The 16,054-nt window shown below is 23.5% G+C and carries 12 protein-coding genes and 1 pseudogene; 8 read left to right on the forward strand and 5 right to left on the reverse strand.

The genetic code is table 11. The features are described from left to right. Window positions 1-37: 37 nt before the first annotated feature. Entirely contained in the window at window positions 38-1,399 is a 1,362-nt protein-coding gene (gene trpCF / locus D9V74_RS01305) for a bifunctional indole-3-glycerol-phosphate synthase TrpC/phosphoribosylanthranilate isomerase TrpF (RefSeq protein ID WP_158362569.1), read from the reverse strand. Next, a complete protein-coding gene (gene trpD, locus D9V74_RS01310; protein ID WP_158362571.1) occupies window positions 1,380-2,408 on the reverse strand; it encodes an anthranilate phosphoribosyltransferase in 1,029 nt (342 codons plus the stop codon). Before trpD ends, trpCF begins: the two co-directional genes overlap by 20 nt. A gap of 225 nt (window positions 2,409-2,633) precedes the next feature. Between trpD and D9V74_RS01315 the strand changes: the two genes are divergently transcribed. The 4 genes and pseudogenes from D9V74_RS01315 (at window position 2,634) to topA (ending at window position 8,062) form a co-directional block, all read left to right on the forward strand. Further along, on the forward strand, window positions 2,634-3,533 hold the full coding sequence (locus tag D9V74_RS01315) for a DMT family transporter (protein ID WP_158362574.1): 900 nt from the start codon (window positions 2,634-2,636) through the stop codon (window positions 3,531-3,533). Beyond that, a pseudogene (locus D9V74_RS01320) lies at window positions 3,530-4,287 on the forward strand (pseudouridine synthase). Before D9V74_RS01315 ends, D9V74_RS01320 begins: the two are co-directional and overlap by 4 nt. A 77-nt stretch (window positions 4,288-4,364) precedes the next feature. Then, complete coding sequence (gene sohB / locus D9V74_RS01325; RefSeq protein ID WP_158362576.1) at window positions 4,365-5,357, forward strand: protease SohB; 993 nt, start codon at window positions 4,365-4,367, stop codon at window positions 5,355-5,357. A 98-nt stretch (window positions 5,358-5,455) separates the two neighbouring features. Continuing rightward, a complete protein-coding gene (gene topA / locus D9V74_RS01330; protein ID WP_158362578.1) occupies window positions 5,456-8,062 on the forward strand; it encodes a type I DNA topoisomerase in 2,607 nt (868 codons plus the stop codon). 20 nt (window positions 8,063-8,082) lie between these two features. Here the strand turns inward: topA and D9V74_RS01335 are convergent, their stop codons facing one another. Continuing rightward, window positions 8,083-8,871: an inositol monophosphatase family protein gene (locus D9V74_RS01335; RefSeq protein ID WP_158362580.1), complete on the reverse strand. Its 789-nt coding sequence runs from the start codon at window positions 8,869-8,871 to the stop codon at window positions 8,083-8,085. A 175-nt stretch (window positions 8,872-9,046) separates the two neighbouring features. Between D9V74_RS01335 and rlmN the strand changes: the two genes are divergently transcribed. The 4 genes from rlmN to glyA are packed head-to-tail and all read left to right on the forward strand — an operon-like array spanning window position 9,047 to window position 13,861. Beyond that, on the forward strand, window positions 9,047-10,108 hold the full coding sequence (gene rlmN / locus D9V74_RS01340) for a 23S rRNA (adenine(2503)-C(2))-methyltransferase RlmN (RefSeq protein WP_261979368.1): 1,062 nt from the start codon (window positions 9,047-9,049) through the stop codon (window positions 10,106-10,108). A 51-nt stretch (window positions 10,109-10,159) separates the two neighbouring features. Beyond that, window positions 10,160-11,266, forward strand: coding sequence for a flavodoxin-dependent (E)-4-hydroxy-3-methylbut-2-enyl-diphosphate synthase (ispG, locus tag D9V74_RS01345; protein ID WP_158362584.1), 1,107 nt, complete (start codon window positions 10,160-10,162; stop codon window positions 11,264-11,266). A 35-nt stretch (window positions 11,267-11,301) separates the two neighbouring features. Next, on the forward strand, window positions 11,302-12,576 hold the full coding sequence (gene hisS / locus D9V74_RS01350) for a histidine--tRNA ligase (protein ID WP_158362586.1): 1,275 nt from the start codon (window positions 11,302-11,304) through the stop codon (window positions 12,574-12,576). A 34-nt stretch (window positions 12,577-12,610) separates the two neighbouring features. Continuing rightward, window positions 12,611-13,861, forward strand: a complete 1,251-nt coding sequence (glyA, locus tag D9V74_RS01355; RefSeq protein ID WP_158362588.1) for a serine hydroxymethyltransferase — start codon at window positions 12,611-12,613, stop codon at window positions 13,859-13,861. Window positions 13,862-13,932: 71 nt separating this feature from the next. Here glyA and bioD read toward each other — a convergent pair whose 3' ends face one another. Both bioD and bioB read right to left on the reverse strand, forming a co-directional pair. Continuing rightward, window positions 13,933-14,607 carry a dethiobiotin synthase gene (gene bioD, locus D9V74_RS01360; RefSeq protein WP_158362590.1) on the reverse strand — a complete coding sequence of 225 codons (675 nt, stop codon included), beginning with the start codon at window positions 14,605-14,607 and terminating at the stop codon, window positions 13,933-13,935. A gap of 353 nt (window positions 14,608-14,960) precedes the next feature. After that, window positions 14,961-15,992: a biotin synthase BioB gene (gene bioB, locus D9V74_RS01365; RefSeq protein WP_158362592.1), complete on the reverse strand. Its 1,032-nt coding sequence runs from the start codon at window positions 15,990-15,992 to the stop codon at window positions 14,961-14,963. Between the last annotated feature and the right edge of the window lie 62 nt (window positions 15,993-16,054).

A 16,054-nucleotide genomic window follows, 5' to 3' on the forward strand; every position in this document is an offset into this window, starting at 1 on the left:
GTCATATAATGATGTTTTATATATGTGTTCAAAGAAATTAATAATATCGTAATTTATTAAAAATTAATTTAATTTTTTTTACATCTTTAATACCTGGAGATATTTCTACACCTGAATTAAAATCTAAACCTGAACAATTTAGTAAAGATGCTTGAATAACATTATTTATGTTAATTCCTCCAGCTAAAATAACATTATCAAAAACATTTTTATTTAAAATAGACCAATTAAAAGACTTGTTACTTCCACCAAAAGAAGAATCAAATATATACATATTTACATTCTTGAAATTACGTTGAGGAAGTATTGATTTAATAGAGTAAGCTTTCCATATTTTAATTTCTGGAGACAGTAATTTTCTTAATTTATTAATATATTTCTGATCTTCATTACCATGTAATTGAATTGCATATAAACAAAGTTCTTGTGCAATTCTTATGATAAGTTGTATTTCTGTGTTTTGAAATACACCAATGTACCTTAATTGACTATTAACAATAATTTTTTTTGCAATTTTTTCATTTATATAACGTAAGGAATGTTTTACAAAAATTAAACCGCCATAAATTGCTCCATATTTTTCAACATATGTAACATCAATATCCCGGGTTAGTCCACAAACTTTATTATTTCCTAATATTGTAGAACGTACTGCGATATCTAAATTTTTTTTAGACATCAAATGGGAACCAATCAAAAAACTATTTACAAATTTACTCAGTTCTCTAACTTGATGATATTTAATAATACCAGATTCACTTATTATAATCTTATTATTTGGTATTAAAGGAGCTAGTGTACGAGTACGATTTAAATCAATTGATAAATCATGTAAATTACGATTATTAATACCAATAATATCAGCATTTAATTTCAGAGCACGTTTTAATTCATTTAAATTATTTACTTCAGTTAATATGCTCATATTTAATTTTTTTGCAACTGTAGATAACTCTTGATATTTTATATCATCTAATACAGATAACATCAATAAAATAGCATCTGCATTATAATATCTAGCTAAATAAACTTGATATATATCAATAAAAAAATCTTTACATAAAATAGGTTGAGTAATATATTCTTTTACTATATTAATAAATTTAAAATCTCCATCAAAATACTTCTCATCTGTTAAAATTGAAACAGCAGAAGCATATTTTTTATAGATATTAGATATTTTAATTAAATCAAAATTATTTCTAATAATTCCTAAAGACGGTGATTTTTTTTTATATTCTAAGATAAAAGATGGTTTTTTTTGTTTTAAAGCATTATAAAAATTTCGTGTGTTTTTATTAATTTGATGTTGAAAACCAACTAAAGGTTGTTTTTTTTTTCTAAAAACAATCCAATCATATTTATCTTTTATAATTTTGTTAAGTATTGTTTCTTGCATATTTATCTTCTTTTAGCATATCAGAAATATTTTTAATATTTTTATAAACTTCTCCACTTCTAATTTTATTTAATGCTAACTGAGTATTTTCCTGTAAATTATTATGTCCAAATATTTTAAATATCATTGCAACATTAGCAGCTATTAATTCTTCATCTAATCTATTGCCTCTACCCTGCATAATTTTTTTGAAAATTTCATAATTGTCTTCTATAGAATGAATTTTAAATATGTTTTTAGGATGTTGTTCTAAGCCAAAATCTTTTGATGTTAATTCATATGTATATATTTCTTGATCTAATAGTTCAGAAACATATGTAACATCAGATAGAGTAACTTCATCAGTATGATGACTATGTAAAACTATAGCTCGTTTATATTTTAAAATTTTTAATATATTAATCACAGGATTAATTAATTTTTTATTATAAACTCCAATAACAGAAAAAGGAGGTTTAGCTGGATTAAGAAAAGGTCCTAATAAATTAAAAATAGTTTTAATTTTTAAAGTCTTTCTCACATGATCAGAATACTTAAAACCATCATGATATTTAGGAGCAAATAAAAAACAAATATTCCAATGATCTAAAGTTTGTATAGATTTTTCTAAAGATGCATTCAAATTAATATTAAATTTACTTAAAAGATCAGAAGATCCTGATGTACTTGAAATAGCTTTATTACAATGTTTAATAATTTTGAAACCACATGCTGCTGCAACAAAAGCACTAGCCGTTGAAATATTCATAGTATTACTTGAATCTCCACCTGTTCCAACTATATCTGAAAAAATATAATTAGGTTGTGGAAAATATCGCATATTTTCTAAAAATGCACGTATTGCTCCTATAATTTCATCTGTAGATTCACCTCGTATTTGCATAGCTGTTAGTATAGAAGCTAATTGTACATCTTTAATATTACCAGAAGAAATTAATTTAAATAATTGATAGCTTTCATCTTGATTTAAAAATTTAGCATTATAAATTTTATTTAAAATATTTTTCATTTATTACCTTAAGTTTTAAGTATTATTAGACTAAAAAAATAAAATATTTTAAAATTTATATCTTCTTAAAATTCCACAATAATCTATTGATGTAAATAATTCAATTGAAATTTAAAAACTTTTTTTCAAAATATTACAAATCATTTTAATCTTAAAAATAAAATATTACTGTCATTATTAAATATGATATGTGTTATATTTTTATTTTTTTTGGAGTTTTATAAAATGAGTAAAATATTAGTTATAATATTATTTTCTTTAGTTGCTGTTACTTGGGGGACTACTTGGATTGCAATGAAAATCGCAATAGAAACTATTCCTCCATTTTTTGCTACTGGTATACGTTTTTTGATAGCAGCTCCTTTATTAATTATAGTGGCATATTATACAAAAACACCTCTTTTATTTCCATCTGGACAAAGATGGTTTCAGTGTATGATTGTTATTTTTTATTTTTCTATACCATTTACATTAATGTTATATGGAGGAATGTATGTCAGTTCTTCAATAGCTTCAATGATATTTTCAAATATGCCAGTAGCTGTATTGGCAGTATCATTTTTATACTTTAAACAAAAATTATTTTTAACTCAAAAAATAGGAATATTTATTTCTTTTATAACATTATCAATAATTTTACTGATAGAATTAAAATCACAAAATTTTTTTCAATGGAAGGGAATGTTAGCTTTACTTTTTGCATTATTCAGTCATGCTATAATTTATTCTGAATGTCAGAAAAAATATCGCAATATTTCTGTTATTACATTTAATGCTTTACCATCTTTATTATCTGGAATATTTTTATCAGTTATATCTTGGTATATAGAAAACCCTCAAATTGAAAATTTTTCTAATAAATCTATTTTAGCTATAGTTTATCTAGGAGATTTTTCTGGTATTTTTGGTATTCTATCTTATTTTTATCTGCAAAAAAAGGTTAGCGCATTTTATGCTTCTACTGTTTTTATCATTTTTCCAATAATTGCTATATTTTTAGAATATTATTTGTATAAAAATATAATTTTACTTTATAAAGTATGGTTTCTTTTACCATTAATTATAGGAATATTATTGACTTTAATTCCATTCGATTATAAAAAAAATAAAAGGTCTTATAAATGAATCAAAAAATACAGAAATTATTATCTCATTTAGGATACGCCTCTCGTCGAGGTATTGAAAAATGATCAAGGATGAAAATATATCTATTAATGGAAAAAAAGTAACTCTTGGTCAACGTATTAATCTAAATAATCCTGGAAAAATCATGATAAAAGGGAAAACAGTTTCTATAAAACATCAATCATTTCAAACTAAAGTAATTCTTTATAATAAACCTGAAGGAGAAATATGTAGCAAATATGATACTAGACATCGTTCTACTGTCTTTGATAAATTGCCACCATTAAACTATTATCGATGGGTTAGTATTGGTAGATTAGATCTTAATACTAGAGGATTATTATTATTTACAAATAATGGCAGTTTAGCAAATAAACTCATGCATCCTAAAAATATGGTAGAAAGAGAATACTATATGCGAGTTTTTGGTAACATTAATAATAATAAAATAAATATTTTAAAAACTGGAGTTAAAGTTAAAAATGGTTATGCTGCTTTTAAAAGCATAGAATTTGTTAAAAACAAAAAATTAGCTAGTAATAAATGGTTTAAAGCTATTTTATGCGAAGGGAAAAATCGTGAGATTAGAGATATGTGGAAAACCGTTAAATGTGAAGTGAGTCGTTTAATTAGAATACGATATGGAAACATCATTTTACCTAAACGATTAAAATTAGGACATTGGATAGAATTAAATTCTACATTATTAAAAAATTTATATAATTTAGTGTCTTTTAAAGAAGAAAAACAATAAAATTATTATAATATTTATACACTTTTTATATTTTTGATGATAAAAAGTTTTTCCATTTTTTTTAAAAGGTTTATTTTGTGAATTTACTTATAAATTATGAATTATTCTTATCTAAAATTATAACTTGGATCATAATTAGTGCTTTTATATTAATATTATTTAATACAATCAAAAAAAACAAAATCAAAAATAAATTAAAAATTACCTTACTAGATAATGATTATAAAAAAATAAAAAATAATATTTTATTATCTAAAATGACTAAATCTGAAAAAAAAATATGGCAAAAAAAAGAAAAAAATAGAAATAATAAAAAAACATATAAAAATAAAACATTATATATTTTAGATTTTAAAGGTGATGTGTATGCAAATCAAGTGATAGGATTACGAGAAGAGATATCTGCCATACTATCAGTAGCAGAAAAAGATGATGCAGTTTTAGTGCGTTTAGAAAGTTCAGGAGGAGTTATTCATGGATACGGATTAGCTGCTTCACAGTTAAATAGGTTACGTCAAAAAGGAATATATTTAATTGTATCCGTAGATAAAATTGCAGCAAGTGGTGGATATATGATGGCATGCGTTGCGAATTATATTATTTCAGCTCCATTTGCAATAATTGGTTCTATTGGTGTAGTAGGCCAAATACCTAATTTTAATAAATTACTAAAAAAATACAATATAGATGTTGAACTTCATACCGCAGGAGATTATAAACGTACTTTAACAATGTTTGGAAACAATACAGAAGAAAATCGAAATAAATTTTGTGAAGAATTAAATATTACACATACACTTTTTAAAAACTTTATTAAAGATATGAGACCTAATTTGAATATTGAAGATGTCTCTAATGGAGAACATTGGTTTGGAACCATTGCTTTAAAAAAAAAATTAGTAGATCAAATTGGTACGAGTGATGATATATTACTATCTAAAATGGAAAAATATAATTTATTAAATATTAAATATACTTACAATACAAAAATATCAGAACGTTTAGCTAAAATATTTTTGAATAAAGTAGAAACATTTTTATTGAAAATATTTTTTTATAAACATTATTAATATATTCAAAATATAAAAAAATTTATCATAAACTAAGTATATATACTTTTTTTTATAGTTTCAATCCATATAATTTAGTATGATTTATCGGATAAAATATGTCAAAATCTCTTGTTATAGTAGAATCTCCAGCAAAAGCAAAAACTATAAATAAATATTTAGGTCATGAATATATCGTCAAATCTAGTATAGGACATATAAGAGATTTAATAACTAATAAATTGAAAAATCAATATAAAAATAACATTAAAACTAAAAAAAACCCTTTTTTGAAAAATAGTAAAAAAAATTTTTTTATTAAAAATATAGGTATTGATCCTCATAATAATTGGAAAGCTGAATATTATATTTTACCTGGAAAAGAAAAAATTATTTCTGAGTTGAAAAATATTGCTCGAGAAGTTGATCATATATATCTTGCTACAGATTTAGATAGAGAGGGAGAAGCAATAGCTTGGCATTTAAAAGAAGTGATAGGTGGTGATATTTCTAAATTTAGTCGTGTAGTATTTAACGAAATAACACAACATTCTATTGAAAAAGCATTTAAAAATGTTATTGATATTAACATGAATCAAGTCTATGCACAGCAAGCACGTCGTTTTATGGATCGAATTGTAGGTTATATGATTTCACCTTTATTATGGAAAAAAATTTCTAAAGGTTTATCTGCAGGACGTGTTCAATCTGTAGCAGTACGTATTATCGCAGAACGTGAAAATATTATAAAAAATTTTATATCTGAAGAATATTGGAAAGTATATGTATCTTTTTTATTCAAAGATAAACATAAGATTATTATGGATATAACACATTTTAATAATAAAAAATTTTACCCTAAAAATAAAAATGAAGTCAATTTAGCAATAGACAAAATTAAACAATCTTCATTTTTTATTAAAAAACTTGAAAAAAAAATTATTTATGAAGAACCACCTGTACCATTTATCACTTCTACTTTGCAACAATCTTCTAGTTTATCTTTAGGTTTTAGTGTGAAAAAAACAATGTTTTTAGCACAAAAATTATACGAAGAAGGTTATATAACTTATATAAGAACTGATTCTTATTATTTAAGTAATTATGCATTAAAAAAAGCCCGTGTATATATACAAGAACAATATGGAAAAAATTATTTACCTAAAAAATTTAATATACATATTAATAAAAAATCTTCTCAAAAAGCTCATGAAGCTATTAGACCTTCAAATATTGAAATACAAAATATAAATTCAAATATTTTAAATGCTGATGCTAAGAAATTATACAGATTAATTTGGAAACAATTCATATCTTCTCAAATGAAATCAGCTAAATATCAATCTATTAATATCATTATTCAGTCTAATTTATTTAAATTACAAAAAAAAATAAAAATTATTTTATATGATGGTTGGACAAAAATTTTCAAAAAAAACAACGAAACAATTTTTAAAACATCTATGTTTAATGTAGGTCACTCAGTACTTCTTGACGAAATTATAATTAATCAAAAATTTACCAAGCCTCTACCACGTTTTACAGAAGCGTCTTTAGTTCGTGAATTAGAAAAAAAAGGCATTGGAAGACCGTCTACTTATTCTTTTATTGTATCTAAAATACAAGAAAGAGGATATGTTAAAATTAAAAATAATAAATTTTATGCAGAAAAAATAGGAGAAATATTAACTGTAAGATTAAAAAAAAGTTTTAGCAATTTAGTTGATTATAATTTTACTGCGAATATGGAAAAAAAACTTGATCAAATTGCAGAAAATAAACTGATATGGACTACTTTGTTAAATAATTTTTTTAAAGATTTTTCTATACAATTAGAAAAAGCTAAAAAATTACCAGAAGAAGGTGGTATGGAACTCAATACTATGGTATTAACTTCTATCGAATGTTCTTATTGTTTTAAAAAAATGGGAATAAAAAATGCTATTACTGGTGTTTTTTTAAGTTGTTCAGGCTATAATAATTCTGAACTTAAAAAACGTTGCAAAAACACTATCGATCTTGTTTTAATAGAAGATGATCTTGTTATAGAAAATAATATCAAAGAAGTTAACTATAAAAAAACAAAATTACATTCTCAATCAATTAATAAATGTGAAAAATGTCATATGTTTATGAATAGTTACTTTATTAATGAAAAAATGAAATTACATATTTGCACTAATAATCCTAGTTGTATCGGTTATAAAATTGAAACAGGAAATTTTAATAGTCCTCTTTATTTAACTAAAATTGTAGAATGTGAAAAATGTCATAGTAATATGACATTAAAAATAGGTCGATTTGGAAAATTTTTTATATGTATTAATCAAAAATGCAAAAATACAAGAAAAATTTTACCTAATGGTGATATATCCCCTCCAAAAATTGAACCTATTCCATTTCCAGAATTATTATGTACTAAATCTAATGCATGGTTTGTGTTACGAGAAGGTATTTCTGGTATTTTTTTCGCTGCAAATAATTTTCCTAAATCACGTGAAACTAGATCTCCATTTGTAGAAGAACTAGCTAAATTTCAACACTTATTGCCTAAAAAAATACACTACTTATCTACTGCCCCCATAAGAGATGATCAAGAAAATAAGACAATAGTATGTTTTAATAGAAAGAATCAAGAATATTATGTTGCTTCTAAAAAAAAAGGAAAATTTACCGGTTGGTCAGCTATATTTCGTGATAATAAATGGTATGTTTTAAATAAATAAAATTTTTTTATTTTAAATATTTAATAGTTTTTTATTTTTTCTGTAATTAATCTAATAAACTTTGGACTACTAATAATATTTCCAAAGCAATCATGATTATTTTCACTTGTTCTTTGAAAATTACTAATTAAACAACCTGATTCTCGAGCTTGCAATGCACCTGCTATAATACATGTTGGTTTTAAATTAAAATCTAAAAAACCATCTATTTTTCCTGCTGCCACATAAGCTAAATCGAGTAGAACAGAACCAGTGCATCTCAAAGAAATTCCACATAAAATTAGTTGTTGATATATTTGAACATATGATAATCTGTGATTAGGCATTTTTCTAGGTAAATGTATTGCAACTGTAGTAGAATCTAAAGTATTTATATTACTGCATCTTGTTCGATAACCATTTAATTGTGAACCTTGTCCTTTTACAGCTGTAAATAAATCATTTTTTATAGGATCATATATTACCGAAATTTCGGTGATATTTTTTATAATAATAGCAATAGATATACAAAAATGTGGAAAATACTTAATAAAATTTTTTTTACCATCTAATTCATTAATTAACCAAATAGTATTTTTTTCATGCTGATTTAATAAAATATCTTTATTATTTTTTAAAATAATGTGATGAGGATAAGATTTATATATAATATTACTGATTATTTTGTTAGTGTGATATATAATATTTTTGATAAAAATTTTCTTTTTTTCTTGATCTTCTTTAATAAATTTACGTGTATCATAATTTTGAATAATAAAGTTTCCTCCTTGTCGTACTGCACGAATGGCAATATTTAACATTGGACGCATTAAAATCTCCTATAGTTCGTGTAAAAATTATTAAAATATTAACATATTTTACATATATTTAATATGTAATTAAAATTAATTCATTTATAATATAATATTATTATGAAATATAAAATAATGATTTTATAATTATATATTTTAGCTTACAGTATATAAAAATATGTATATAAATAAAATGTTTGAATCTAAAATTAACTTATTAGATTTACATCGTGATAACCTAAGAAATTTTCTTTTTTCATTAGGAGCTAAAAGTTTTGTTACAGAACAAATTATGCAGTGGATTTACCATCATTCTTGTACTGATTTTAATAAGATGTTTAATATTAGTATAAAAATAAGAAATCAATTATATAAAAAATCTATAATATTTTCATCAAAATTTATAGAAGAAAGAATTTCTTCTGATGGTACGATTAAATGGATTACTGATATTAATAATCAAAAAATAGAAACAGTTTATATACCAGAAAAAAAACGTTCTACTTTATGTGTATCTTCACAAATTGGATGTCCTTTAACATGTCATTTTTGTGCTACTGGACAAAAAAATTTTCAAAGAAATTTAAAAGTATCTGAGATTATTTCTCAAATTTGGCAAGCAAATAATATACTTAAAAAAAAAAATATTGCAAACCGTATTACTAATATAGTTTTTATGGGTATGGGTGAACCTTTATTAAATTTAAATAATGTTGTATCTGCACTAAAAATCATTCTAGATGAATATGGTTTTAATTTATCGAAACGTCGTGTTACTTTATCTACATCAGGTATTGTTCCGGCACTAGAAAAATTAAAAAATATGATTGATGTTTGTTTAGCAATTTCTTTGCATGCTCCAAATGATTATATAAGAAATCTGATTATGCCAATTAATAAAAAATATAATATTCATTCTCTTTTAAATGCAGCAAAAGAATATTTAAAATCTTCTTTTGCTAATAGAGGAGGAATTACAATAGAGTATGTCATGCTTAATAAAATTAATGATTCAAATGATAATGCTGAACAATTATCTGATTTATTAAAAAATATACCTAGTAAAATTAATTTAATTCCTTGGAATCCATTCCCTGGTTCATCTTTTTTATGTAGTAATATTGATAGAATTAATACATTTGCAAACATTTTAAGAAAAAAAGGATTTACTGTAATTATTAGAAAAAATAGAGGACAAGATATTAATGCTGCATGTGGTCAATTAACTGGAAAAAAAATAAATACTATTAAATAATTATTGATTTTATAATGTTTATTTTTTTAAACAATACTCAATTAAAATATTATGAATAAATATAACAAGATTAATAGAAGAAAATCTGATCGAATTTATATCGGAAAAGTTCCTATTGGAAATAATGCACCTATTGCAGTACAATCTATGACTAATACCCAAACTTCAAATACTTTAGAAACAATAAAACAAATTTTAGCTTTACAAAAAATAGGAGCTGATATTGTTCGTGTTTCTATTCCAACTTTAGAAGCTGCTGAATCTTTTAAAATCATTAAAAAAAAAATTAACATTCCATTAATTGCAGATATTCATTTCGATTATAGATTAGCTTTGAAAGCTATACAATATGGAGCTGATTGTTTAAGAATCAATCCTGGTAATATTGGTAATAAAAAGAGAATATCAGCAGTTATTAACTGTGCAAAAGATGCGAATATTCCCATTCGCATTGGTGTGAATTCAGGATCATTAGAAAAAGATATATTAAAAAAATATAAAAGCCCCACTGCAGAAGCTTTAGTAGAATCAGCTATAAGGCATATTGAATATTTTGATAATTTTAATTTTAATCAATTTAAAGTTAGTGTGAAATCTTCTGATGTATTTTTAGCTGTTGATTCTTATCGAATGCTTAGTAATAAAATTACACAACCTTTACATATTGGTATCACAGAAGCTGGCGGATTAAGAAATGGAACTGTAAAATCTTCAATAGGTATATCGCTTTTATTATTAGAAGGTATAGGAGATACATTAAGAATTTCATTAGCAGCTGATCCGATTGAAGAAATAAAAGTGGCTTTTGATATTTTACAAACCTTAAAAATAAGAAGAAGAGGAATTAATTTTATTGCTTGTCCAACTTGTTCTAGACAAGAATTTGATGTAATTAATGTGGTAAATCAATTGGACAAAAAATTAGAAGATATTTCTATACCTTTAGATATTTCTATTATTGGTTGTATTGTTAATGGAATAGGAGAAGCAAAAACAGCAACATTAGGATTAATAGGGGGTTATAAAAAAAGTGCATTATATACAAATGGAATACGTCAAAAACATCAAATAAAAAATGAAAATATTATAGAAGAAATGGAAAAAAAAATTAGAAAAAAAGTAAACGAATTAAATAATTTAAAAAAAAATCATAATTAATTTTTATTTATTAATATTTGAAATAAGAGAAAAGAGTGAAAAAAGAAATAAAATCAATTCGGGGTATGCATGATTATCTACCTCAAGAATTAATAATATGGAATTATGTAGAAACAATATTAAAAGAAGTTCTCACTAGTTATTGTTATTTAGAAATTAGATTACCTTTATTAGAAAAAACTGCTATTTTTAAAAGAGCTATAGGGGATATTACTGATGTGATAGAAAAAGAAATGTACTCTTTTAATGATCGAAAAGGTAGTAGTTTAACTTTACGTCCAGAAGGTACAGTAAGTTGTGTTAGAGCTATAATACAAAATAATTTATTAAAGAAAAAAAATAATAGATTTTGGTATATGGGTCCAATGTTTCGCTATGAAAGACCTCAAAAAGGAAGATATCGTCAATTTCATCAATTAGGAGCAGAAGTATTTGGTTTAGATACTGAAGATATTGATTTAGAAATGATTATGTTAATTAATCGTTTATGGAAAAAAATTGGAATTGGTTCATATGTACAATTAGAAATTAATTATATTGGTTCTAAACAAGAACGTTTTGAATATAAAAAAGAATTAGTTTCTTTTTTAAAAAAATATGAACATCTATTAGATGAAGATTGCAAAAGAAGATTATATACTAATCCCTTACGAATTTTAGATACTAAAAATCACAATGTAAAAAAAATATTAAAAAATGCACCATTATTAAGTAAATATATTAGTTCTCATTCTAAAAATTCTTTTAAAAATTTATGTAATATGCTGGATTGTTATGGTATTAAATATAAATATAATCCCTATTTAATTAGAGGATTAGATTATTATAATAATACAGTATTTGAATGGATAAGCACAGAACTAGGATCGCAAAATACTATTTGTGCGGGAGGTAGATACGATTCTTTAGTACAAGATATGGGAGGAAAAAAAACTTCTGCTATAGGATTTGCAATTGGAATCGAACGTTTAATTTTGCTTATTCAACTAAAAAAAATTTTTTCTAAAAAATTAGAAGAAATTAATATTTACATTATTTTTATAGAAGATAATGATAAACATCATGCAATAGAATTATCTGAAGAAATAAGAAATGTCTATCCAAAATTAAAAGTCTTTATTAATTTTTTTAAACAAAATTTAAAAAAAAAAATAAAAAATGCTATTAATTCTTTAGCAAAAATTATTATTTTAATAAATAATCAAAAAATTAAAAAAAAAATTTTTATAGTGAAAGATGTAAAAAAAAATACAGAATATTTTCTTATGAAAAATGAGTTAATGATAAAAATCAAAGATATATTCAAATAATTTTTTAGTTAAATTTAATATTTAGGACAAGACATTGAATAATAAAACAAATTTTTCAAAATATGATCCAGAAATATGGAATGCAATAGAAAAAGAAAAAATAAGACAAGAAAATCATATAGAATTAATTGCGTCAGAAAATTATACTAGTAATTATATTATGTATGCACAAGGTTCGCAATTAACAAATAAATATGCAGAAGGATATCCTAGAAAACGTTATTATGGTGGTTGTAAATATGTAGATATTATTGAAGAAATAGCTATTAATAGAGCAAAAAAATTATTTAATGCTGATTTTGCTAACGTTCAACCTCATTCTGGATCTCAAGCAAATTTTGCTGTTTATACAGCATTATTAAAACCTGGTGATACAATATTAGGTATGAAATTATCACATGGAGGTCATTTAACTCATGGTTCTTCTGTTAATTTTTCAGGTAAAATATATAATGTTATTTCATATGGTGTAGATAACAACGGAATTATTGATTATGAAGAATTATTACGTTTGACAAAAAAAAATAAACCTAAAATGATTATTGGTGGTTTTTCAGCATATTCTGGAATTTGTGATTGGAAAAAAATGCGTGATATTGCAGATACAGTGAATGCTTATTTCGTTGTAGACATAGCTCATGTTGCTGGTTTAATAGCAGCAAAAATTTATCCAAATCCTATTGATTATGCACATGTTGTTACTAGTACTACTCACAAAACATTAGCAGGTCCTCGCGGTGGATTAATTCTTGCTAAAAATGGAAGTGATGATTTGTATAAGAAAATAAATTTATCAGTTTTTCCTGGTGCACAAGGAGGACCATTAATGCATGTAATCGCTGCAAAAGCTATTGCATTTAAAGAAGCTTTAGAACCCGAATTTAAAATATATCAAAAACAAATAGTGAAAAATTCTCAAAGTATGGTTCAAAGATTTTTAGAAAGAGGATATAGTATTGTTTCTAATAATACTTGCAATCATCTTTTTTTAATTAATTTAACTAATAAAAACATCACTGGAAAAGATGCTGATATTACCTTAAGTAAAGCTAATATAACTGTTAACAAAAATACTATACCTAATGATTTAAACAGTCCTTTTATTACTTCAGGTATACGTATTGGAACACCTGCTATTACTAGACGTGGTTTTAAAGAACAAGAAGCATATGATGTAGTGAACTGGATAGCTGATATTTTAGATGATATTAATAATAAAAAAAATATTTTTAATATCAAACAAAAAGTATTAGAAATGTGTCTAAAATATCCTGTTTATATTTAATTAAAAAAATTTTTAAAATTTATTAAAAAATAATAATTTTGCATGTTTTAATTTAAAAATCATCTTCAACTTTATTTTGGTAGTATTATATTAATTTTATTATAATCAATTTTATTTTTATTTTTTAAATATGGAATTTCACCTAAAAAAGGAGATTTAATATAATTTAATAAAGTTTGAATATAATGTATATTATATTGATTATTTGGAACAATATTATTGGCTATCCAACCTCCACATTGTATGTTTTCTGAAAAAATAGCTTGTTCTGTTAAAATAGCGTGGTTTATGCATCCTAATTTAATTGCAATTACAATAATAACAGTTAATTTTTCTTTTTTTACCCAATTTGAAAAAGTATCTTTATAAGATAATGGGGTATACCATCCACCAGCACCTTCAATAATAATCCAATTACTTTTTTTTGCAATTTTTTTTAAACCTAAAGACATATTTTGTTTTGTAATATCCCTTTTATAAAGACAACTTAAAATATGAGGAGGAGCGTTTTCTAAAAATGCAATTGGATTAATTTCTTGGTTACTTAATTTTATAGCACTGTTCTTTTTAAGAATCAGTGTATCATTATTTAAAATAATATTTGATTTTTTTTTACCTCCTGAAGAAATAGGTTTATATCCTGCTGTTTTATAACCATGATAAGTAGCTTTTTTTAATAAAATACTACTTGCAATAGTTTTTCCTACGTTTGTATCTGTTCCAGTAATAAAAAATTTTTTAATCATAATTATGTCTTAATTTCTTTTTGAATATGGAAAATAATAAAAGATATTTTATTTTACAATATTTTACATACTTAATATTAATAAAAATTTTTAAAAAAATTTGTTATTAATGAAATAAATAATTCTTTATTAAAATGTTATTAGTATTTAATCAATATGTAAATGAAGTAACTCGATATAAATTATTATTTATATTTTAAATATAATATATAATAATATTGAGTTACTTTAAAAATAATATTATTTTTAATGAAAATGTCAGCTGATATATAATCTATTAAGAAATAAATTGTTTAAAAACATTTATAGTTGCAATTTAATACATAATAAAATTTTTTAGATAAATTTTTAATTTATGATATATCTGCATTATAGTACTGATTTTTATTAATTTTTAATGATGAAACTAAAGAATTATATTTAAATTTTTTTGATGTATTATATTTTTGATATTCTGGATGTAAATTCAATTTTTTTAATAATTTTAAATCATTTTGTTCTTCTGGATTCTCTGCAGTTAATAGTTTGCATCCATAAAAAATAGAATTTGCTCCAGCCATAAAACACATAGCCTGAGTTTGATCATTCATATTTTTACGTCCAGCAGATAATCTAATATAAGATTTTGGCATCATAATACGCGCAGCAGCAATAATACGAATGAAATCAAATGGATCTACATTTTTATTATTTTCCATTGGCGTTCCTGGTATTTTTACTAACATATTTATAGGTACACTTTCTGGTGGGATAGATAAATTAGATAATGTCATTAATAATTCAATACGATCTTGTTTTTTTTCACCTAATCCTATAATTCCTCCAGAACAAATTTTTATACCGGAATTACGTACTACATTAAGTGTATTAAGTCGTTCTTGATATGTGCGAGTAGTGACAACATTACTATAAAAATTTTCAGATGTATCTAAATTATGATTATAAAAATCTAAACCTGCATTTGATAATTTTTTTGCTTGTATATCATTTAAAGAACCTAAAGTCATGCAAGTTTCCATACCTAACTTTTTTATTTCTTGGATAATTTTTTCTAAATAAGGAATATCTTGTTCTTTAGGATTTTTCCATGCAGCTCCCATGCAAAATCTACTTGAACCTGAAGATTTTGCTTTTTTTGCAGCATTAATAATTTTTTCTATTTCTAATAAAGATTCTTTTTTTACATCTGTTTTGTATCTAGCACTTTGAGGACAATATTTACAATCTTCTGGACAAGATCCAGTTTTAATAGAAAGTAGTGTGCTAATTTGTATACTGTTAGGATTGAAATATTTTCTATGTTCTTGTTGAGCTTGAAACATCAATTCAAAAAAAGGTTTTTCAAAGAGCATTCTTGTTTTGTCTGCAGTCCATTTTTTTTTCATATTCATCTCCAAAAAAATTATGTTTTTTCTTTAATTAAAGGTTTATACTGAATTATTTCATA

It is taken from the genome of Buchnera aphidicola (Macrosiphoniella sanborni) (assembly GCF_005080885.1).
Taxonomy (GTDB): domain Bacteria; phylum Pseudomonadota; class Gammaproteobacteria; order Enterobacterales; family Enterobacteriaceae; genus Buchnera; species Buchnera aphidicola_AU.

What these genes read in the sequence shown, in the direction of transcription:
- trpCF (WP_158362569.1), bottom strand. Translation starts at nt 1,399, where the DNA reads ATGCAAGAAACAATACTTAACAAAATTATAAAAGATAAATATGATTGG.
- trpD (WP_158362571.1), bottom strand. Translation starts at nt 2,408, where the DNA reads ATGAAAAATATTTTAAATAAAATTTATAATGCTAAATTTTTAAATCAA.
- D9V74_RS01315 (WP_158362574.1), top strand. Translation starts at nt 2,634, where the DNA reads ATGAGTAAAATATTAGTTATAATATTATTTTCTTTAGTTGCTGTTACT.
- topA (WP_158362578.1), top strand. Translation starts at nt 5,456, where the DNA reads ATGTCAAAATCTCTTGTTATAGTAGAATCTCCAGCAAAAGCAAAAACT.
- D9V74_RS01335 (WP_158362580.1), bottom strand. Translation starts at nt 8,871, where the DNA reads ATGCGTCCAATGTTAAATATTGCCATTCGTGCAGTACGACAAGGAGGA.
- rlmN (WP_261979368.1), top strand. Translation starts at nt 9,047, where the DNA reads ATGTTTGAATCTAAAATTAACTTATTAGATTTACATCGTGATAACCTA.
- ispG (WP_158362584.1), top strand. Translation starts at nt 10,160, where the DNA reads ATGAATAAATATAACAAGATTAATAGAAGAAAATCTGATCGAATTTAT.
- bioD (WP_158362590.1), bottom strand. Translation starts at nt 14,607, where the DNA reads ATGATTAAAAAATTTTTTATTACTGGAACAGATACAAACGTAGGAAAA.
- bioB (WP_158362592.1), bottom strand. Translation starts at nt 15,992, where the DNA reads ATGAAAAAAAAATGGACTGCAGACAAAACAAGAATGCTCTTTGAAAAA.